This is a genomic window from Brevibacillus composti, from assembly GCF_016406105.1.
In the GTDB taxonomy this organism is placed as follows: domain Bacteria; phylum Bacillota; class Bacilli; order Brevibacillales; family Brevibacillaceae; genus Brevibacillus; species Brevibacillus composti.
The window spans coordinates 2307308-2328307 of record NZ_CP066308.1; the positions used below are offsets into that span (position 1 = coordinate 2307308).

Genomic DNA, 21000 nt, shown 5'->3' on the forward strand with positions numbered 1-21000 from the left:
CCTCCCTATAACGAAATGAGATTATTTTGCGAACGGGTATAGACGCGGCGAGTGTCAAAGAGCAATCGGGCATGGTCTCCAATCATTTCATAGGGAAGCCCGGTATGGTCGGTTAGCAGTACGACGCAGTCATAGGTGGACAAGCCCGTCGGCGATAGCGGCGTGCTTCCGATTTCTCTGCCGTTTACCCTCAATTCGGGTACAAGCGGATCATGGTAGGCGACGTTCAGCTCCATGCTGTCCAGCTTTTCCAGGATCGCCAGCGCCGTCGATTCTCTTACGTCGTTTACGTCTTTTTTGTACGTCAGGCCGATCAGCAATATTTGCTGCTGCGTCAGCGGCTTTTCACTCCCCAGCAGCTTGAGGATGCGGCTGATGATATAGTCCGGCATCTGGTCGTTGATCGCCTTGGCCAGCTGGATGAAGCGCGTCTCCTGATCGTAGTGTTTAGCCTTCCATTGCAGGTAGAGCGGATCGACCGGGATGCAATGTCCACCGATGCCCGGTCCGGGATAGTAAGCCGTGAATCCGTACGGCTTCGTTTTGGCGGCTTCGATCACTTCCCACACATCGATTCCCATCTCCGCACAGATCATAGCGAATTCATTCATAAAGGAGATGTTGACAAAGCGCTGGCTGTTCTCCAGCAATTTCGTCATTTCGGCCGCTTTTGGCGAACTGACCGGTACGAGGTGTTGAAATGCCAGCCCGTATATCTCCTTTACCTTTTCCAAGCAAGCAGGTGAGATTCCACTGATCACCTTCGGAATCTCTTCCAATGAAAAAGCTTTGTTGCCGGGATCAATTCTCTCCGGAGAATAGCCGAGGAAGAAATCTTTGCCTGCCAAAAGTCCGCTCCGAGCGAAGATTGGCAGCAGCACCTCTTCCGTCGTTCCCGGAAACGTGGAGCTTTCCAGTACAATCAATTGACCGTTATGCAGGTAGGGCACGAGCGATTTGGCAGCAGCCTGGACGTAGCTTAAATCCGGGTACGAATGATCGCGGAGAGGCGTTGGCACGCAGAGGATAATCGCTTGGGCAAACCGGACTTCCGCGAAATCATGGGTGGCTTCAAAACACCCCGTCTCAAAGAGTGAGCGAATCTCACGATCATGTATGTCGGTCAAATAGCTTCTGCCCGAGTGAAGCATTTCTACTTTTTTTGTGTCAACGTCTATCCCGATAACAGATACTCTTTTCGATGCAAACAGCATGGCAAGAGGTAACCCGACATACCCCAACCCGATGATGGCCACGACAGGTGCCGCCTTTTCTTTGTCCGCGGTCAACCAGGTTTCCTCCCTTCGTTTATGGCTATGTTAGGATATGTGAACGACCATCCATCCGATATGGTCGGATATACCATCTTTTAAAAGAGTAGGGTGTATGTCACAAAAAAATAGATGAACATCCTCTTCCGCAAGTCCGCATGTCGACATATATCATAGTGAGCCGTTGTGCGATGAAACAGAAAAGGAGAGATTCATAGGTGCGTATCCTCATCGCAACTTACTGGTACCTGCCGCACGTAGGGGGGGTCAATACCTATGTCAACGTGCTTCGGAAAGAGTTGATCCGGGCAGGCCACCAGGTCGACGTACTCGCCCACCACCCCGACATGGACAAATACTATATGGTTCACACCGGGCGGTACTTGACAAAAGCGAAGATCAAGCAGGTAGTCTATGACAATGTCATCAAGTACTACGAAACCTCGCAGCCATATGTCGACCCTTGGGTTCGTTGGCGCGAGATCGAGCGGTATGCCTACGAGCTGGCCGCCGTCACCTTCAATTTGAAAGGGTACGACCTCATCCACACGCAGGACATTATCTCGACGCGTGCGCTATGGAGAGTCAAACCGCGCCATGTTCCTCTCGTGTCGACCATACACGGTCTGCTCGCTACCGAGCATGTCATCGCCGGCGACGTCACCAGCAGACGATCCATTCCCTGGAAATACGTCTGCAAAGAGGAATACTACGGTGCCACTTCTGCGACGAAAACGATCGTGCCCACCGCATGGCTGAAACGAAAGCTGAGCGGACCTAACTACGGCGTGCCCGCCCGTATCCTCCACACTATTCCGTACGGCATGGACATTGGTGAATTCTTGCAAAAATACAACGCTCCTACCTACTCCTATGTCCCTCCTGTTCCTGCGGGAAAAACTGTCTTGATCTGCCCAGCAAGACTCGTTCCGGTCAAGGGACATCGCTATCTCCTCAAGGCTTTGCACATGCTGAAACAGCGCAGGAATGACTTTGTCTGTTGGCTGATCGGGAATGGCATCCTGTATGATGAACTGGTAGCCATGGCTCATTCACTGGGGATTATGGATGTCGTCCACTTTTTGGGCGATCGCAATGACGTCCCACAGCTCATGAAAAAAAGCGATATTCTCGTCCTTCCTTCTGTTCAGGACAACCACCCATTCTCGATCATGGAAGCCCAAGTAGCCGGCAAACTCGTAGTCGCATCTGACGCCGGCGGTATCCCGGAGATGGTCTCCCACAATAAGACCGGCTTCATCTTTTCCTCACGCAATAGTGAAGATCTTGCAGCCAAATTGAACACGGTTCTCTCCAATCCGTTCATCCGCAAGCAAGCGGCCGAACAGGGCCGGAAATGGGGGATGATCCGCTGGGCACCATCCACGCTGTTGGATAAAACCATGAAAATGTACCTCGCAGCATTAGGGAAGGAGTAGACAAGACCATGGCAATCAAAAAAGCGATCGGCCATGCCCCGCTTAAAAGGAATAAAGTCCTCCTGCACGCCAAAGCGCGGATTCGTCAGACGTCTGTGAACCTTCGAAAAGCCCCGAAACTAAAAGCAAAGGTGACGCAAAATCGACAGCTCACCATCAAGAGAAGAAATAAAATCTACCTTGCCTACTGTCAGCTGATGCGGAGAAGGGGCTTCAGCATGACCCTGGATGCGGCCAGACGGCTTCCCTTTCGACTCGTCATGAATACGCTCAACCGTGCAAAAGCCAAGAAGGCAGCGAGACCAAGACTGGTACCAAAACCTAAACTCTTGACTAAGCCATGGACAAAAGGCAAGCGGAGACTTGCGCACACGAGCAGGAGAAGACAGTGGAAGCGCCTGGCTCCCGTTCAGAAAAAGAGAAAACGAACCGGCCCTGGTGCGTATGCCTCTCAGGCTCCCCAACGGAACTATCAAGCGGTTGCTGCAACTGCCGTACCGATGTGGGATCCCGGCGATATCAATGCCCCTGCCCCCTTAATCGAGGAAATCCACGCAAACAACACGGAGATCCCGCACCTTGATCACATTTTTTCGCAGAACACCGACCCTACTATCGATCCCGGACTATGGTCCCTCGTCGTCGGGGAACTGCCCGAGAATTATCAGATTCCCGATCCCGCTTTTACGACCAGTCTGGCTTATGCCCGAGCTGAAGTATTGGATCCGACGCAATCGAGTGGAGATGATATCCTCACCCCCGATACGGAATTGTAAATATCAAAAACCGTTGTCGCGATTGCGTGACAACGGTTTTTTATTCACCTTATATATCCGCAGGCAGGAGCAGATGCTGGGGGGTCAGCTCCTCCGTGCGCTCCATCTGTTGAAAGAGGTGTCGACGGCGCAACTGGTCGGGGAAAAACGCCCGCTCAGACTTCATCTCTTGCAGGTACTGAAACGCCTCCAAATGATCCCCCAAGATCATATCTCTCACCTGATTGTTTGCGAGACGATTGTTGCTTCGTTTCCGATTGAGCCGGATCACATTCACGCTGGCTGGATGCTCGACGCGCAGCCCTTGCAGGATCGCGATGGTTTGGGCGAGCGGCGGAACCATCAGACTATCGTAGCCCAACAAAGAAACAGCCGAACGTTTCATCGCGTGCGGTACAGCGGTCAAGGAAGAAAAACCCAGGTCTGGACGAAGCAGCATGCGGTTTAAATACGATTTGGCCATACTGATCGCATCTATTTTTGCGGTTTGATTGAGAAATGGATTCACATTATTTAGGGAAATATCGGTTCCCCGGTAACAAGCTGACACAAAAAGCTGAAGGTATTCTGCTGGGATCACCATATCACCGTCGATAAACAGCAAAACATCGCCCGTCGCTTCTCTGGCCCCAATCGCTCTTCCGACATCATGTCCCAATCGGAAAGGGTACGAATAACGAATGACCCGATGCCTTGCCACGAGCTGTGGCGTCTGGTCCTGACACCCGTTTGCGATGACCAGAATCTCTTTTGGGTGCAGCCGTTCCGCCTGCTGCAGAACTTTTTCGATTGTCTTTTCCTCGTTTTGCACCGGGATGATCACAGAGAGATGCCGCTTGTTCGCTTGCCGTGCTTGCTTGTGGAGAATCGGCCTTTTGCTGCGGTTGAGGGCATTCTTGCGTGATGCACGCTTTTTTGCCTGTGCACGGTTCTTAACGATCCGGGTAACCACGCCAATCTCCCCTTTCTCCTTGCATCGGCTCTTCTCGCAATACCGACCGCAGATGAAAATGCCCGGGAATGTGTAATAACTGGCGTTTTCGCTCCATATCCGTATAACCCGCGCGATTCCCCTTTTGCTTCAATACATATCCGATGGCTTCGGCATGGTCGCCGAGCACCAATTCCCTTACATTTTCGGTCCGTCCAATCCGCCTCCGGTTTACCTTTGCGGTATTGATGAGGCTGACCCGCGTGATCGACAAACCTACGAGGATTGCTTTCACATGCGCCTTGGGGGGGACCGCGAGTTCCTTCCAGCCGATCGTCTGCAAGGCTTTGCGGCTCATGGCATGGGGCACGGTCGTCATGGAGCTGCCCCTCAGATCCGGTCTGCCGACAATGTGATTGAGCAGCCGTTTGGCCATGGAGGTGGGGTGTATCCGGTGTTTGGTCGCAAATCCGGAATACGCGTTTAGCGCGATGTCCCAGCCGCTTTGGACTGCCTGGACGTAGGGCATCAGCTTTTTCGCCGGCACGACGAAGTCGGCGTCCAGGAATAACAAAACGTTCCCTTTCGCGAAGTAGGCGCCGACGGCTCGCCCTACATCATACCCCAGGGACTGGTATCCTTCGATCACCCGGACGCCCGCTTCCAGAGCCAGTTTTGTCGTCTCATCCTGGATGCCGTTGGATACGACAATGATCTCAATCGAGGGGGATACTTTTCTTGCTTCCTCGATGACGCGGACGATACGCTTTCCTTCATTACGCGCTGGAATGACAACAGAAACCTCTGGAATTGCAGCTGTCTCGTCGTCCATCGCGTCTCCCCCTTTCTGGTAAAAATCATTTCTTTTTACCATACGTCGGTCGCGCGTACATGGACACGGCTGTTATCCCTCCGCCCTGTTGACTTCTACGATTCCTCTTGTCCCATTGTTTGTTCCTCGGCGCTGTTTCATGCGCGAACATGCAAAAAATGCCGCCCTCTCATGAGGACGGCTGTGCAAAAAAGTGATACGCGCACATCAGCTATGGCTAGGACCAGTTTGCCCGCCGGGGAATGTGACGGATGCGCTCACGCCGACGCTTCCGCGCCCGTGCGATGACGTACATGACCAAAAAGAGATTGAGCCCCAGCCAGGTGAACAGGATCCCGTATCGCCATCCTGATGGTGATGATGATGGCTGGGTCTCCCCTCCGCTGGCGGCTGCGGCCACGCGTGGCTCTTCTTTTTTCTTCAGGGCATAGGTACGGGAAAGTTCCCCCGCCCGCACGATCAGCTGACCACCCGCGGTGACTTCCGTTTCCGGCTCCACACCTATTGGAACCGTCGCATACAAGTCGGATTCAGCCGTGAAGCTGACGGTATCCCCCGTTTGGTCCGGCTGACCGCTGGAAACCGGGCGCGTAAAGGTTTGACCCATGCTGGCGATCTGTTTGGTTTCGTAATGGGCGAATGCGTAATCGAGCATCGCCGTGACATCTTTATAAGTATAGTTGCTAGAACCGGCTTTCATCGTTACCGCAATAAATTCGGAGTCTCCCCGCTTGGCTGAGCCGACCAGCGTGTTACGCGCCTGATCGGTGAAGCCGTTCTTGATGCCGGTCGCACCCTCGTAATTGCGCAGCAGCTTATTGTGGTTGATCACCACGGTTTTCCACTCGAGTCCGTCCCAGGGCAAACGCTGAGTAGCGACAATCTCGCGGAACTTTTCGTTTTTCATGGCGTACTGGGCAATTTTGGCCATATCCGCCGCCGTGGTGTAATGATCCGGATCATGCAGACCGGAGGCATTCGTAAAATGCGTCTCTTCAACGCCTACCTTTTCTTTGAGGTAGGCATTCATCAGATCGGCAAAATGCTCCACGGTGCCACCCAGATGTTCGGCTATCGCGGTCGCTGCATCATTTCCCGAGTTCATCAGCAAGCCGTACTCCAGCTTTTCCAGCGTTACCTGCTCTCCTTCGGCAAGGTAGACGCGCGTCCCCTCTTCCCAGCGGGCCCGTTTGGAAACGGTAACAATATCATCCGGCTTTCCGTTCTCTATGGCGTAGATGCCCGTCGCGATCTTGGTGATGCTTGCCGGAAAAAGCCTCGCGTGCGCGTTCTTTTCGAATAAAATCTGACCGCTTTTCGCATCGATCAAGATGGCGGACTCTCCGTTGATCTCTTCCGGTGTCAAGACAGCACTCCCCGCCTGGGCCATTGCCGGCTTGACAACGGAACCGGAAAAGAGACACGCCACGGCGAGCAGGTACATGAGTATATTGCGCATGCTTGTCTGTTCCTTTCCCTTGCGATTCGACTCGTCGTCTTGCGAATCTATGTTCGCACCGTGTATTAGCGGAGACGTTTTCCCAGCAAATCGTAAATCATTTTGAACTTAGGATTCTCCTGAAACGCTTGTTCAAATCCGCTGACGTGTTCGCGGTATAAAGCAGCAGCGGATTCATAATCTTGCTTCACATACAAAGAGAAAATCTCTTCCAACTTTTCTTCCAGCGTCAAATCAACCGCCTGCGGAGCCAAGATTTCTTGGCGCAGATTGTTCATCAACACGTCCAGCTGGTGTGTGATCAAAGAAGCTTCGTACAGTTGGTCCAGCACGTTTTGCGGGATGTTTCCGGCGTATTTGTAGCGCAGTTCGTGCTCATTGGTCGCCCAGAAATTCATTCCCAGAGTCCGAATCTGTATTTCACAAAGCAGCGTGATCTTTTCGCTGCCATGATAAACCGTATAAGAAGCAATCATGTGAATGCTGCGATACCCGGACTCTTTTGGCGATGCGATGTAGTCCTTGATGTCGTGGATGACTATGTCTTCCCGCTCCTGCAAGAGCTGCTTGACTTCCAGCACATCGTCGACATAGCGGCAAACCACCCGCAAGCCCGCAATATCCGTAATTTCTCTAGCAATCTCTTCCTGCCAATTCGTGCTGGTAAAATCCAAACCCTTTTCCTGTGCCTTTTTCAAAAGGCTGTCCACTTTTTTGACGCGACCCACGACAAACTCGATCGGGGAATACCCTCCCCGCTTTAAAAAACCGTATTTGATCCCTTTTAGCTTCAGTTTCAATTCATCGACAGCCTGTTCATATGGTGCCAAAAAATGAACTAGGCTGTTCAATACCCGGTTGGGTACTTGTGTCGTCTTCATCTTTCTCTACCTCCATGTCACTCCCAGAGGAACGGCGATGCTTCCAGGAATGGCTGCGGATTGACGTAGGTATTTCCGATCAGCATGCCAAAATGCAGATGAGGTCCCGTCGAAAAGCCTGTACTTCCAATCTGTCCGATTTGCTGTCCGGCTTTGACTTCATCGCCTGTCTTTACCTCGATTTTGGACATGTGTGCGTAGATGGAAAATACCTGGAGGCCATGGTCGATAATCACCGTATTGCCAGTCAAATACAAAGAATCTGCGAGGACTACTCGGCCGTGATTGGCCGCGATGATCGGCGTTCCCGTTTTGTTGGCGATGTCTATGGCTGCATGTCGATTGGCCGGCACGCCGTTCACCACTCGTTGATATCCATAAGGGGTTGTAATGCGGCCTTCCGCAGGCCACAAGAACTTGTCCGTAAAGTACGCACTATCCGCCGACTTGGAGCGGGCGGCGTTGATCTTCTGCTGGTCGGCGTTGATTCTCGCTGTGTCTTGTCTCATCTGGTTCAGCTTTTGCGAGACCGTGAGCCGATCCACCTGAAATTGTTTCGGAATGATCGTAATCGTTGATTCGTATATGCGATCCTGAGTTTGTATCGTGTGGGTTCCAGGCTTTGCGTCAAATGGAACCGGAATAAACCGTACATATTCTCCTTTAGAAGGCTGGAGCCGGTACGATTTCTGGAAGAAGGTGACCGTGGCGGGCTGCCTGCTTTTTGCGAGCAGAACGTCGCCAGGACTGGAAGTTGAAGGGACTACCGCAAGCTGGGACTGCCGGGTCGCCGATTGGGCCTGTTCTGTTATCTCTTTTCCCACTTGGCTTGTCCCCGTAGAAAATAGAACGGTAGCTACCAGCATCAGACCGGAAAGCTGCTGAATCATCGCGCATTCCCTCCCGTTTTCCAGTATAACAAAACATAGCGGGAATGGAAAAAGAAAAAGAAGGCTAAAATCATTCAGCCTTCTACAGCCCTGCCTGTTTTTTGCTATAATCCGACATCATATCCATAATCGATTGCATGTTTGACAGCATTTCGCTGGCCCTTTTTGTCTTTTGCGAGATGTTTTCAAAATCGATTTTTCCTTTTTTGCGATCGCTCCACCGCTTGAACAGATCGCCGGCGGCTGCGGGGTTGGACCGGATCGAAGCCACGCGCGATGGGTCCTGCTTGAGCCATGCTTCAAAATCGGGGTTGGCTTTGAACAAGCGTTTCAATTCCTTTTTCTTCACAGCCAGCTGTCACTCCTCTCCGTCGCCGAGTTGAGAAATCCGGTACAGTACACCATATGAATGTCCGCAGATGTGGATTGTGTGTTCGCACACCTTCCGCGAGAATGGGCGCATCTGTTACATAGCGCAAAGAAGGACCCCGAGCTTGGGGTCCCTCACATTCAGATATTTACTTGTAGCTGCAGCGATTAAGCGCGGCCAGCCAGTTGTTGTTCAGCAAAGCTAACCAGACGTTTCGTAATTTCTCCACCTACAGAACCGTTTTGACGAGAGGTGGTGTCAGCGCCCAGATTTACGCCGAATTCAGCAGCGATCTCATACTTCAGTTGATCCAGGGCTGCGTTTGCTTGAGGAACTAACAGATTGTTGGTGTTTCCAGAGTTGTTGTTCGCCATGTGTGATTCCTCCTGTCGCTTTTTTCTCTCGGGACGGAATCGAACCGCCAGCTCTTGCTTCTCTCCATATGAGACCGAGAGTCGGTGAGAAGAGAGTCCTGGTGAACTCTTGTGATAGTATCATCCCTCGCTTGCCTTGCCTGCATTCCTCTTTTCCCGATGTAAAATCTGACAAAGGGAAGCAGGTGCCTGTCCCACTTATGCTATAATGAAGCGAACCCACGCAAGGTTGATGGAAGGAGCTATCGCAGTGAGTGATCGTCATAAAATACTGCTTATCGATGGGATGAGCTTTTTGTTTCGCGCCTTTTACGCTTCCGCCTGGACCGGAGGCTACCGCCAAACCTCACAGGGCGTCTATACCAATGCTGTCTACGGATTTACCAAAATGATGCTCGACTATATCGATCTGACCCGCCCCTCGCATGTAGCCGTCGGCTGGGATGTGGCCGCGAGAGAGACGCTCGTCCGCAGCCAGTGGTACGATGGCTACAAGTCCAACCGGGCCGCGCCGCCGGAGGAACTGATCCCGCAATTTGACCTGGTCAAAGAGGTGACGGACGCTTTTTCCGTTCCCAACTTAGGTTGCCCCGGATATGAGGGAGATGATGTACTAGGAACGCTGAGCACCATGCTGGCAGAAGAAGGACATCAGGTCGTCATCGCGACCGGTGACTACGACAGCCTGCAATTGATCTCAGGCCAGGTGAGCGTCAAGGTCTTGAAAAACGGCGGCAAGCATGAGCATTACACCCCGGAAAGCCTGCTCGCCACAAAAGGGATCAAGCCGGAGCAGGTGGTTGACATCAAAGCATTGATGGGCGACGCTTCGGACTGCATCCCCGGCTGTCCGGGGATCGGGGAAAAAACCGCTCACAAGCTGATCAGTGAGCATCAAAATCTGGACAATTTGTACAGCCGGCTGGATGCCTGCACGCCGAAGCTGCGGGAAAAGCTGGAGCAGAACCGCGATCAGGTCTACCTGAGCCAAAAATTGGCAACGATTATCCGTGATGTACCGATTTCATACGACCATGATGAAGCGCGCTGGGAATATGAAGACGGGCGCGTCCGCGAAAAATTGGAAGAGCTCGAGTTCGGCCGCACATTGCTGAGCCGCATCTAGCCGGCATGTCGGGGAGGATCGTGAAATGTCAGAACTGGCAAAAAAACTGCGGATCAAAGAAGGACACCAGGTGCTTTTGCTAAACCCGCCCAGCGGATATGGCGCGGAGCTGCTCCTCCTGCCGGAAGATGCCCGCCTGGAGGTCCTGACCGCACCTGAGACAAATGTGCGGGAGCGTGTAAAGGAAGGTGCGGACGCCCTGCTCCTCTTCGTCCATGGCATCGAAGAGCTGGAGAGCTGGGCTCCGGTTGCCTTATCGGCAATTACTCCGGAAGGGCTCTTGTGGATCGCCTATCCGAAACAAAGCTCCAAAATCAAGACCGATCTCAACCGCGACAAAGGCTGGGAGCCGATCACCCGCGCCGGGTACGAGGGCGTCGCGATGATCTCGATCGATGCGACGTGGTCGGCCGTCCGGTTTCGACCCGTCGAGCTGGTCAAGTCCACCCGCTCCACGCGTGCATCGAAGAGCAGGTCTACAGCCGCTGCCGCAGAAGCCAAAGCGCCTGAGGAACGCGTCGTGACCGTGCCCGAGGATATGCAGGCAGCTCTCGCCCAACGGCCGGAGGCACTCGCTTTTTTTGAGCAGCTGTCCTACACCAACCGCAAGGAGTACGTCCGCTGGGTGACCGAAGCCAAAAGGGAAGAAACGCGAAACAGCCGCATCCAAAAAACATTGGAACGGCTGCAGCTCGGTTTGAAAAATCCCTGGGTGAAGAGCTAACGATCAGGTGGACGTGAAGGCGAGCAGACAGACAAAGACCAGACTGGGGGAAAGACAACATCCAGTCTGGTCTTTTTTCATGATCATGTGGCGGCCTGTGCCTGACGCGAGGCAAATACATCCAACAGAAGCCCGGTTTGCTCCTCGCCGGTCATATCCCAGGTGGCGGCAAACCTCACTTGATGTGATACGCCCAGGATATCGTAGGTCTGTGCCAAATGCTGACGGGCTGAACCGACGATCAGGGTGTGGAGCCTGAGATGCTTTTTTCGGCCCGACTCGGCGAGCATGTCGCGTACGTAGGGCGATATTCCTCCGATGCCATCCGTCACCATCACCAGGTCTGCCCGCTGAAATTGCCGCTGCTCGTCAATCACCCGGATCGCGCGCTTCATCGGTGCGTCAAAATGAGTGCCTCCGCCAAAAGCCATCTGCGCGAGCGAATAAAAGGCCGGCCAATCCGGCCGCCGATAATACAGGGCCTGTTCGTTCAGCTCACCTTTGGCGCCGAACAGGATCAGCAGGAAATCTCGCTTCTCCAGCAGGCTGATTGCGGCAAAGGTCATGACAAAAATTTGTGCCAGCCGCAGCTTGCTGCCTTTCATCGAGTGGGAGGTATCCAGCATGCAGATGACAGGACCTTTTGGCTCTTCTTCCTGCCAGCCGGCCGTATCGTAGGTCATCAGCTTCTGTTCCAGCCACTTTAGGTAAAAGTAATTCTCGTAATCCGGGTCGGCCAAGAGTGCGGCTTCGCTTGGCAGCATGTGGGCGATATCGCCGGATTGCCGCAAGTCGTCGTATTCGTCCGGCAGGCGGCGCGTCCGCAATTCCTTGCGCTTCATGCGAAAATGGTGGACATTCCGCCCTACTTCTTCCAAAAAGGCGAGCAAGTCGGGATGCCGTTTCAGCTTTTCTATCCATTTCAGATATTGTTCCAGCGTCTGCCTGCGCAGTTTGCCAAGGTCGCTGCCCCACCGGCGATTGGCGAACCGCTGGCTGGCAGTGAGCAGTTCCTGCACGAAAGATGTATCCACTTCCTCATCCGCCAGCGTTTCCTTGAGCGAGCGCTCCAGCCACTGGCCCAGCTCCTGCTCAAACTGCTCGATCGCTTCCCGCTCCTGCCGGGATAAGCGCTCGTATTGCTTCTCGCGCTGAGCGAGCTCCTCCTCCAGCTTTTTCACCTTCTGCAACAGCTTGGAGCGCTTGGTAAACTGAACGCGCATCTCCTCGCGCATGTCCTGGATGCGCTGCTTGAGCGACTGAATTTCCGCTTCGACCAACGGCTTCGAATCGGCAGCCTCCTGCTTGTCCTCGACCAACCGCTTCCCCTGTTGCAGCGTATAGCCCATCAGCTGTAGCTGGCTGATCTGTTTTTCGGAGAGAAATTCGGAGAACCGGGCCTGCTCGCTTCCCTCGGCTCCCTGCTCTTTTCCCAGGCCCGCTACCAACGGCGACAGCTGCTGCTCCCGCTCCCGCCGCTTTACCTCCTCGGCAAAGCTCTGGGTCAGCCACATCAACGCCTTGATCGCCGTCTTAAACGATGCGCTCTCCTGCCCGATCGTCCGTGGGTGAATCGTCTGGTAAAAATACTGTTTGCGCAGCGTCTGCACCATCCAGCGGTGAAACGGCGCCGCTTCCTGCGTATGATCCACCTCAGGCGCAGGCAAGAAAAAGCACATGAAAAAGTCGGCCAACAGCTCGCGAGAAAACCAGGCAGCCTGTTTCCGCGCTTCCTCCATCCACTCCTTCGCTGCTTGCGACGAGTAGCAGAGTCCGTCAAATACATAGCGATCTACCCTGCTTGCACGGATGATCATGCGAATCCCCCCACCTTCTTAGAGGGTGTAATCATAGTCGGCGCCCGCAATCTCTCTGTCAAACACCGTCCGATACACCCCTTGCAGCATTTGCAGGATCCTCTCGCCCTCCACGCGCAAATGGACGTATTTCAATGCGTATTTTTCCTGTTCAATAATCAAACGGTTTTTCTCGCGGACAAAGCTGTTCATGTTTTGCTCGCGCTGCTGCGCGTCCAGCAAGCGATTTCGCAGCTCGCGAGCCGTTTCTTCCAGTTCCATGCGGCATTGCTCCAGCAAGGCGACATACTGCTCCGCCTTTTCCTTGCCCAGTTTGTGGCCGATCTCCTTTTTGAACTGAAAGGCGTGCAGCTCCGATTCTTTCTCCAGCCAGCGCTGCGCGATTTGCTGGTATTTGCGGAGCGGCAAATCCGACTCCAGCTCCGCTTTTACCTGTTCGGTAAACCGCTTTTCAAACAGTTCCCGCAGAACAGGCAAATCCTCCGGCACATCCCAGAGCATGTGCGGCGTATAGACGGTATCCCAGATCGAGACATGATCGCGGCCATTGAGCACGGCGGATGTCTTCCAGACATGGACGATTTTGTTCCATCTTCTGTCCGAGATAAGATGCTCTTTTTCCTCCAGGTCTTTTTTCAGGCTGTACAGGAAGTAGATCAAGCCTTCGGAGATGGTGACGTCTCGGGCGGCGGCTTGCACGTCTCTTACATCGTAGAGAGAAAAGACCACCGGTATTTCCGCAGCCGGGAGATGGAACATCTTCTCATAGCTGGATGCGTGCTGCAGGTAGCCTACTTCATAGCGGATGAGAAAACGGTCGTACAAGGCCGTCAACTGCTCGTCCTCATCCGGCAGTTCATTGGAGGCGGCGACGAGAAAAAGCAGCGGGACGCTTTCTTTCTCTTTGCCATTAAAGTAGATGCGCTCGTGCAAAATGGAGAGCAGAGAATTGAGAATGGCGCTGTTTGCCTTGAAAATTTCATCGAGAAAGGCGAATTGGGCGGAGGGCAGATACCCGGCCGTCTTTCGCACGTATTGATCCGCTTTTAACTGCTGCAAAGATACCGGACCGAAGATCTCGTCCGGTGTGGTAAAACGGGTCAGCAAGTATTCAAACCAGTGTTCCGATCCGAAGAGTTTGGAAATGGAGCGGGCGAGCTGTGATTTGGCGGTGCCCGGCGGTCCGATCAACAGGGCATTTTCTCCGCTCATAATGCCGAGCATGAGCAGACGGATCAATTCGCTTCGCTCAAGAAAACGACGCTCCAGTATTTCGATGGCTTGGTCCATTTTTTGTTGCAGCTGGATCACTTTCAGCATGGCAATGGCGCTGCGTTGGCGCCGCTCCCCCCTCTTTTGTCGCTACTTGTCGGTCTTTTTGCAGTAGATGCCGTACCTCCCTATCCTCGCATAAACGCCTGTTCTTTTCCAGTTTTGAATCGTCTGGAAATCAAGGTCTCCATACAGACCTCGACCAGGGCGTATGACCGATAACCCTGCTGGGATAAACTGGATATCAATAACCGTAGGGAAGGAAGATCCGCGTGCCCCAGGTACAGCTGACGGAAGAAGAATACGACAAACTGATGGAACGAATCTACCAGATCCTAAACAGAACGGAAGAACTGGATCATGTGACCCATCACTGGATGTGGGAGGTCTGGAGAACGCTCCATTACAACCGTTTATAATCAAGGGTTACACGCTCACCCATGCCTGTTTGCCTGCATAATCTGATATCCAGTAGGATTCTCCTGATGCGAGGAGGGAATCGGCATGGGTGTAGAGTTGACCTGGCTTCACGGTGTCTATGTCCTGTTCGTGATCCTCATCATTGTGACGATGATGATGAGGCGAGACACCAGTCTGTTGTGCATGATCGGGATCGGCCTTTTGGGATGGACCGCCACAGGGAGCGTTTTCACAGCAGTCGGCGGATTGTTTGGCAGCTTCATCTACGCGATCACGGAGCTCTTGCCGACGATTCTGGTCATTTCGATGATTGTCGCGATGAGCCAGGTGTTGACCGAAACCGGCATTAATGAAGCGATGGTCAAACCGGTCTCTTCCCTGATCAAAACACCGGCCCTCGCCTTTTGGGGCATCGGGATCGCCATGATGGTCATCTCCTGGTTCTTCTGGCCCTCGCCGGCCGTGGCGCTGATCGGAGCGGTTCTCTTGCCGGCGGCCATCTGCGTCGGGCTTCCCGCAATCGGCGTGGCGGTCGCGATGAACCTGTTTGGGCACGGAATCGCGCTGTCCGGCGATTTTATCATCCAGGGCGCACCGACTTTGACCGCCAAAGCGGCTGGTCTGCCCGTAACGGATGTCATATCCGCCAGTGTCCCGCTGGTGATCGTCATGGGCGCGGTCACGACGATTGCCGCTTACTGGTATTTGCGAAAAGATATGAAAAGCGGTCTGATCCCCATGACCGGGGATACAGCAGCAAAGGATGCGGCGACAGGCAAATCGTCCGGCGGTATCTCTGTGAAGCCCCTGTCAACACCCACACAGAAGTGGCTGGCAGCGGCTGTCGTCCTGCTATTTCTGCTGGACGTCATCGCCATGTTCGTCCTCGATCTGAAGGGAGGCGACGCAACCGCGCTCGTTGGCGGCACCGCGCTCCTGATCCTGGTAGGCATCACGCTTTTTGCACACAAAGGTGCCGGCCTGGAAAAGGTAACCGCCCATCTGATCGAAGGCTTCCAATTCGGCTTCAAAGTATTTGGTCCCGTCATCCCCATTGCTGCCTTCTTTTACATGGGAGACAGCGGATTTGGCAAAGTATTTGGCGAAACTCTCCCCCAAGGCTCGCATGGCATCGTAAACGACCTGGGCGTCGCGCTGGCTCATACGATTCCGCTCAGCAAAGAAGTGGCCGCGCTCGCCTTGACCGGCATCGGCGTCATTACGGGATTGGACGGCTCCGGTTTTTCCGGCATTACGCTGGCAGGCTCCTTGGCTCAGTTGTTCGCCACTGCCATCGGGACGGGGGCGGACACTTTGACCGCTCTGGGGCAGATATCCGCGATCTGGGTAGGGGGCGGTACGATTATCCCGTGGGCCCTGATCCCCGCTGCGGCGATCTGCCGCGTCGATCCCTTCGAGCTGGCGCGCCGAAACCTGTATCCCGTCATCATCGGCCTGTTGGTGACGACGATTTTCGCCATGTTCCTCATCTAAAACTGGAAACAAACTGAAAGCGGAGTCGTTATTTCTTCTCCGCTGTTTGGATACTGCCTTTGGTTTCATCACTTCGATTCCGGGAAGCAAGAGATCCCAAAAAAGAAAGGCGTTATTCCCGAGAGAAGGAAAATAACGCCTTTTTTCTGTAAGCCGGCCATGCTTCAACGGCTCTGTCCTCTTTCGATCAGGTACCGCAAAAGGTTCGATACGGACAAGACGTGTCCGCTGGCAGGGTTGCGTACGCTGCCTGTTCCGGAGAGTGCGCATAAGGCTTGGACAGCACGTCAAGCAGACGCTCCATGACGCTGTTGTCGCCCCTGTGTACTGCCGCCTCCAGGGCTTCTTCTACGCGATGGTTGCGCGGGATGACCCCAGGATTGCTGTTTCGCATCAGTTGGCGGGAATCGTCCAACGACTCCGGCTGCCTGCTTCTTCGCGCCTGCCACTTCTCCTGCCACTCTTTAAAATTATCGGCGCCAAACAAAGCCGTATCCTCTGGCTTGTCAAACGTCAGTCCGAGGAATGTATTGGTGTAATCCGCCCGATGCTCCTGCATCATCGTGAGGAGCTCTTTGACGAGCGCCTCGTCCTCCGGCTCTTCGTGGAAAAGTCCCAGCTTTGCTCTCATCCCCTCGAGCCAATGTCGATGAAACTGACTGGGAAAATCGTTAATCGCCTCTTCCGCGCGTTCGATTGCCCGGTCGACATCTTCGTCTATCAGCGGCAGCAGCGTCTCGGCAAATCGGGCGAGATTCCATGCCGCAATATACGGCTGATTGCCGTAGGCATAGCGGCCTTGGGTGTCAATCGAACTGAATACGGTAGCGGGATCGTAGGTATCCATGAACGCGCAAGGTCCATAGTCGATGGTTTCGCCGCTTATGGCCATATTGTCTGTGTTCATGACCCCGTGGATGAAGCCGACCAGCTGCCATTTGGCGATAAGTTCGGCTTGGCGCTTGATCACTTCCTGCAGAAGCGAGAGATAGCGGTTGTCGCTTTCCGCAACCTCGGGGTAATGCCTTTGGATCGTGTAATCTGCCAATGCCCGCAGATCCTCCTGCGTGCCCCATTTGGCGGCGTATTGGAAAGTGCCGACGCGCAGATGGCTGGCCGCGACGCGGGTCAGGATGGCGCCAGGGAGCATCGTCTCACGGTATACGACTTCACCGGTGGTCACCACCGCCAGGCTGCGGGTAGTCGGGATGGTAAGGGCATGCATCGCTTCGCTGATGATGTACTCGCGCAGCATCGGTCCGAGGGCGGCTCGCCCGTCCCCCCTGCGCGAATAAGGGGTAACCCCTGAGCCCTTCAATTGAATATCGAATCGGTCACCTGCGGGTGTGATCTGTTCGCCGAGCAGGATCGCACGGCCATCGCCCAACATGGTAAAATGGCCGAATTGATGCCCGGCGTAGGCTTGCGCCAGCGGCGAAGCGCCTGCGGGTATCTGGTTGCCCGCGAATACCGCCGTCCCCTCATCGCTTTGCAGCGCCTGGGCATTCAAGCCGAGATCTGCGGCGAGCGTTTCATTTAGAATGACCAGCTTTGGTGAACGGACAGGGGTGGGGTCCTGTTTGGAAAAAAAGAACTCAGGGAGGCGCGCATAGCTGTTGTCAAAGTCCCATCCTGTTTCTGTTCGAGTTTTTGTCTCTGTCATGGCATCTCCTGTTTTCGTGTGTATTTTTAAACGTCCTCACAGTATTGTATGATGGTTTGTCCATTTTTGTTCATGGTATACAGATCATAGCATCCCCCGTGCAAAAAGAAAAACTTCTTGGGCGGTTTCTTGCCCTATGCTCGTTTACGATTTACGCTTAGCTTGTGCAGTGGTTGGGAAATATCGGGGAAATGGATACTGATCCCTTCTCCTCTTGGCCACTTGCAGCAACATTCTCTTAAACGTTTAGATGCCGATGACTTCATACAGCTTTCCGTCGCTGCAAAGCTCGCTTTCCTCCAGCGCCAGCTCGGAGCGTTCCTTCTCCGTAATATCCAGAATAATGCCGTCCAGCCTCTCAATCGCTCCGAATGGTCCGGCACAGGGATGGACAATCAGCCGCCCCCACCTCGTCTCCCCTTCAATATGGATAAACCGGAACTCTTGGGTGACCGGGATGCCCCGATCGAGTTGGGCTTTTACTTCCCCCAGGAGTTTGGCATTGTCTTCCGGATGGATATGGTCGTGCAGCCGGATGGGCTGATGCAGGATCTCCTCGCGGGGGATGCCTGAAATCTTTTCGATATTCTCCGAGCAAAACGTATACCTGCTAAAATCCTTGTCTGTCGACCAGACAGCAGCGTTGACGTTATCCAGGATGTTTTCCAACAGCTCCTCGGTCTTTTTCCGTTCGGTGACGTCCCTGTCCACCGCTACGACAAAATGGACGCTTCCCGTCTCATCGAGAACAGGCTTGACGCGGGCCTCTACGTGGAGGAGATGACCCTCGGCATGGAAGATCCGATAGGCGATGTCCACTTCTCTTTTGGTGCGAATCGAATCTTTATGCGCGAAGCGGACGCGTTCCCGATCATCGGGATGGATCATCTCGAAGGCATCCTGTCCTTCATACAATTCGGTGCGATAGCCGGAAAAGCGTTGGAACGAGGGGGATACAAACAGCACCCGCGCCTGGTTGTCAACCAGCACAATCGTGTCCAAGGTGTTTTCCGCGATGATCTTGTAGCGGTCGTCCGGCGCATCTGCCGTTTGCCGCTTCTCACGATCGATCTGATCACGATGTTCGTTCATGTATTCGCGCTCCTTCCCTCTGATTGGCACAACCACCGAAGCCCATCCTCTCTGCTTCCATAGGTTCAGGATAAGGGAAAGGCAGAGGAAAGATCACGCAAAAATTGCATTTCCCCGCGTAAAATTTTGCGCTCGCGATTCACTGCAGCGCAGGCTGCAAGCATTTCGAGGATACGCTGAGTGGCAAGGAGATGGTGAAAGTCGTCCCTTTTCCCACTTTGCTGATGACATGGATATTTCCTTTGTGGTTTTCCACGATGTTGTAGCTGACCATCAGACCCAGGCCGGTGCCGTTTTCTTTTGTGGTATAAAAGGGGACACCCAATTTTTTGAGCTTGTCCACCGGGATGCCGCAGCCCTCATCGGAGAAGCGAATCATCGCCGAATCCCCCTTGGCCCTCGCTTCAATGGTCAGCCTGCCGCCAGCTCAGTTCGCTCTCCATGATGTTCAGGTAGTCTTCTCTGTACTCCGCCCCTGCTTTCATCAGCTGGAGAAAGCCTTTGAGCGAGGTCAACGGATTGCGTATTTCATGGGCGATTCCGGCAGCCAGCTGTCCGGCGATGGTGAGCTTCTCCGAGTTGCGAAGCAGCTCCTGCGCCATTTTCCGCTCTATTTCCAAGAGGATGCACTCCTGCTCCTTCTCCGTCAGCCGGCCTTGAAATTGGGAGAGAAAATACTGCGGATCCCCTTGCTCGTCGCGAATCAGGTTGTTGTGCAGCAAGACCCAAAAAAGCTCCCCTTCCTTTGATACCAAACGCTTTCGCATCTGGTAGGAGTCGATCCTTCCGCTCAACAATTGTTTCCGGTAATTCTTGATCGACCGCGAGATCATCGGGATGGGCCAGCTCCTGATAGGTGCAGGCGAGCAACTCCTCTTCGGCGTATCCGATCATGTTGCAAAAGGATTGGTTTACTTTTACCAGCCGACCGTCCAGGCCAACAATCGCCGTACCGATCGACGCATAGGCAAATGTCTGAAGAAAAAGGATATCACTTTGCGTATCCACTCCATTTTTCATGCCAATCGCACCTCTCCACGAATGAGTGACAAGCGTTATGCTTTTCGCGCGCCGCCCTGTTCATGGCCCAAGCAGAACACCAACAAGCTTTTGTCGGCTTGCGGTGTACGTGTTCATGATGCAGGTACATCTCCCTGTGCAAGGTTTCCTTCCCTTCGTACTCCTCAGAGAAAGCAGGGCCCATGAAAAAAGGCGTGGAGCTGATCCCGAGCAGCAGACCGGACATCTGCTGGAAGTTCCAGTCGTAGTAAAACTCGACGAGATCCCTCTCCGTGATTTTTTTTATGTATGCTTTGATTTCCGGCAATAGTTTTTTCATCAGCGCATCCCTGATGGTCTGTACGGTTCTCTCCTGTCCCTGTTCCAACAAAACCTGTTCGATCGGTGATAAAAAGTTGCGGATGTAGACGGTGAGATACGTGTGTCCGGCCCGGAAACAAAAATGGATTCCGGCCCCTTGCCAAAATGCTCACGAAGGATTTTCCCAATATAGCTGCTGATTTCTGTCTGCTGTACAACACTTTCCATCTTTTCATTCCTTTTTAGGTGGAAGTAAAAAAGCCGGAACAGTCAGCTTTGGAAAAGCTGCTATTCCGGCTCATGACCAGCTCACCCTCAGGACGAGGATGTCTCGTACACTTCCACCAGTTTATGTAGTCGGGTTGACAATAAATACAATGACACTTTTGTCGAGGTCAAAATCCCAATCGGCGAAAATATCAAAATTCCCTCTTGGCAATCTTGAGCGTCTCCCTAAAGCCAAGACGGATCAGTTCTTTCTCGATGGCGACCAGAATGCCGCTGCGAACCACGATGATTGTGCGGCGATTCTTGGTTTGGTAGGAGAAGATCTCCTCGGGATATTTCTGCACTTGCATGCTGATGCTGTTGATTTCTTCATGGATTCGTTCTTTTCCGTGATACTCTTCGATGATCTCGGGAGAGAAGGGGATCGGCTCGCTGCAAATCGCTACGATGACTCCTGACTTATTATGCAAGCTCCAGTCATAGTAGACCTCGCGTATCTCGACGCCGGTCGCGATCTTCATATACGCGACAAGCTCCGGCATCAGATTCTTCATCAGCAGGTCTCTGGTCTTTCCGATTGTGAAGATTTCGTCCTGCTGGAGCAAGATCCTTTCCATCGGA

At 53.5% G+C, this 21000-nt stretch carries 22 protein-coding genes and 1 pseudogene; 6 read left to right on the forward strand and 17 right to left on the reverse strand.

All coding sequences use genetic code 11. From position 1 onward, the window contains the following. Positions 1 to 5: 5 nt before the first annotated feature. Positions 6 to 1289, reverse strand: a complete 1284-nt coding sequence (locus JD108_RS11880; protein WP_198826299.1) for a nucleotide sugar dehydrogenase — start codon at positions 1287 to 1289, stop codon at positions 6 to 8. Positions 1290 to 1489: 200 nt separating this feature from the next. Between JD108_RS11880 and JD108_RS11885 the strand changes: the two genes are divergently transcribed. Further along, complete coding sequence (locus tag JD108_RS11885) at positions 1490 to 2710, forward strand: glycosyltransferase family 4 protein (protein ID WP_198826300.1); 1221 nt, start codon at positions 1490 to 1492, stop codon at positions 2708 to 2710. An 8-nt stretch (positions 2711 to 2718) separates the two neighbouring features. Continuing rightward, positions 2719 to 3486, forward strand: coding sequence for a hypothetical protein (locus tag JD108_RS11890; RefSeq protein ID WP_198826301.1), 768 nt, complete (start codon positions 2719 to 2721; stop codon positions 3484 to 3486). Positions 3487 to 3535: 49 nt separating this feature from the next. Here the strand turns inward: JD108_RS11890 and JD108_RS11895 are convergent, their stop codons facing one another. The 7 genes from JD108_RS11895 to JD108_RS11925 form a co-directional block, all read right to left on the reverse strand. Then, positions 3536 to 4438 (reverse strand): glycosyltransferase family 2 protein, encoded by a 903-nt coding sequence (locus JD108_RS11895; protein ID WP_198826302.1) that lies wholly within the window; start codon positions 4436 to 4438, stop codon positions 3536 to 3538. Next, positions 4419 to 5249, reverse strand: coding sequence for a glycosyltransferase family 2 protein (locus JD108_RS11900; protein WP_198826303.1), 831 nt, complete (start codon positions 5247 to 5249; stop codon positions 4419 to 4421). The genes JD108_RS11895 and JD108_RS11900 overlap by 20 nt, the downstream gene beginning before the upstream one ends. Before the next feature lie 217 nt (positions 5250 to 5466). Further along, a complete protein-coding gene (locus tag JD108_RS11905) occupies positions 5467 to 6708 on the reverse strand; it encodes a D-alanyl-D-alanine carboxypeptidase family protein (protein WP_198826304.1) in 1242 nt (413 codons plus the stop codon). A gap of 65 nt (positions 6709 to 6773) precedes the next feature. Beyond that, positions 6774 to 7589 (reverse strand): GTP pyrophosphokinase, encoded by an 816-nt coding sequence (locus JD108_RS11910; protein ID WP_198826305.1) that lies wholly within the window; start codon positions 7587 to 7589, stop codon positions 6774 to 6776. Positions 7590 to 7606: 17 nt separating this feature from the next. Next, entirely contained in the window at positions 7607 to 8479 is an 873-nt protein-coding gene (locus JD108_RS11915; protein ID WP_198826306.1) for a M23 family metallopeptidase, read from the reverse strand. Between the two features lie 82 nt (positions 8480 to 8561). Next, entirely contained in the window at positions 8562 to 8828 is a 267-nt protein-coding gene (locus tag JD108_RS11920; protein ID WP_198826307.1) for a hypothetical protein, read from the reverse strand. A 188-nt stretch (positions 8829 to 9016) separates the two neighbouring features. Continuing rightward, complete coding sequence (locus JD108_RS11925) at positions 9017 to 9223, reverse strand: alpha/beta-type small acid-soluble spore protein (protein WP_198826308.1); 207 nt, start codon at positions 9221 to 9223, stop codon at positions 9017 to 9019. 250 nt (positions 9224 to 9473) lie between these two features. On the opposite strand from JD108_RS11925, the gene JD108_RS11930 reads away from it, so the two are divergent. Further along, positions 9474 to 10349, forward strand: a complete 876-nt coding sequence (locus JD108_RS11930) for a 5'-3' exonuclease (protein ID WP_198826309.1) — start codon at positions 9474 to 9476, stop codon at positions 10347 to 10349. Between the two features lie 25 nt (positions 10350 to 10374). After that, entirely contained in the window at positions 10375 to 11073 is a 699-nt protein-coding gene (locus tag JD108_RS11935; protein WP_198826310.1) for a YdeI/OmpD-associated family protein, read from the forward strand. A gap of 83 nt (positions 11074 to 11156) precedes the next feature. Here JD108_RS11935 and JD108_RS11940 read toward each other — a convergent pair whose 3' ends face one another. Further along, complete coding sequence (locus JD108_RS11940; RefSeq protein WP_198826311.1) at positions 11157 to 12890, reverse strand: vWA domain-containing protein; 1734 nt, start codon at positions 12888 to 12890, stop codon at positions 11157 to 11159. An 18-nt stretch (positions 12891 to 12908) separates the two neighbouring features. Then, positions 12909 to 14210: an AAA family ATPase gene (locus JD108_RS11945; protein ID WP_228728127.1), complete on the reverse strand. Its 1302-nt coding sequence runs from the start codon at positions 14208 to 14210 to the stop codon at positions 12909 to 12911. Positions 14211 to 14434: 224 nt separating this feature from the next. Here JD108_RS11945 and JD108_RS11950 point away from each other — a divergent pair, with 224 nt between their 5' ends. Together JD108_RS11950 and JD108_RS11955 are read left to right on the forward strand one after the other, a co-directional pair. Continuing rightward, positions 14435 to 14581, forward strand: coding sequence for a hypothetical protein (locus JD108_RS11950; protein ID WP_198826312.1), 147 nt, complete (start codon positions 14435 to 14437; stop codon positions 14579 to 14581). Positions 14582 to 14666: 85 nt separating this feature from the next. Continuing rightward, positions 14667 to 16076, forward strand: coding sequence for a hypothetical protein (locus JD108_RS11955; RefSeq protein ID WP_198826313.1), 1410 nt, complete (start codon positions 14667 to 14669; stop codon positions 16074 to 16076). A 187-nt stretch (positions 16077 to 16263) separates the two neighbouring features. Here the strand turns inward: JD108_RS11955 and JD108_RS11960 are convergent, their stop codons facing one another. From JD108_RS11960 to JD108_RS11980, 7 genes and pseudogenes are all read right to left on the reverse strand, one after another. After that, a complete protein-coding gene (locus JD108_RS11960; RefSeq protein ID WP_198826314.1) occupies positions 16264 to 17739 on the reverse strand; it encodes a protein adenylyltransferase SelO in 1476 nt (491 codons plus the stop codon). A gap of 246 nt (positions 17740 to 17985) precedes the next feature. After that, positions 17986 to 18831 carry a PAS domain-containing protein gene (locus JD108_RS11965; protein WP_198826315.1) on the reverse strand — a complete coding sequence of 282 codons (846 nt, stop codon included), beginning with the start codon at positions 18829 to 18831 and terminating at the stop codon, positions 17986 to 17988. 139 nt (positions 18832 to 18970) lie between these two features. Further along, a complete protein-coding gene (locus JD108_RS22325) occupies positions 18971 to 19210 on the reverse strand; it encodes an ATP-binding protein (protein WP_267459270.1) in 240 nt (79 codons plus the stop codon). 25 nt (positions 19211 to 19235) lie between these two features. Then, positions 19236 to 19664, reverse strand: a complete 429-nt coding sequence (locus tag JD108_RS22580; protein ID WP_267459271.1) for a histidine kinase dimerization/phospho-acceptor domain-containing protein — start codon at positions 19662 to 19664, stop codon at positions 19236 to 19238. Between the two features lie 16 nt (positions 19665 to 19680). Then, positions 19681 to 19851 (reverse strand): annotated as a pseudogene (locus JD108_RS22585) (PAS domain S-box protein); the annotation flags it as partial. Beyond that, positions 19823 to 20299 (reverse strand): Na-translocating system protein MpsC family protein, encoded by a 477-nt coding sequence (locus JD108_RS11975; protein ID WP_198830090.1) that lies wholly within the window; start codon positions 20297 to 20299, stop codon positions 19823 to 19825. The gene JD108_RS11975 and the pseudogene JD108_RS22585, both read right to left, overlap by 29 nt. Positions 20300 to 20570: 271 nt before the next feature. Then, positions 20571 to 20996 (reverse strand): Na-translocating system protein MpsC family protein, encoded by a 426-nt coding sequence (locus JD108_RS11980; protein WP_267459272.1) that lies wholly within the window; start codon positions 20994 to 20996, stop codon positions 20571 to 20573. Positions 20997 to 21000: the final 4 nt, after the last annotated feature.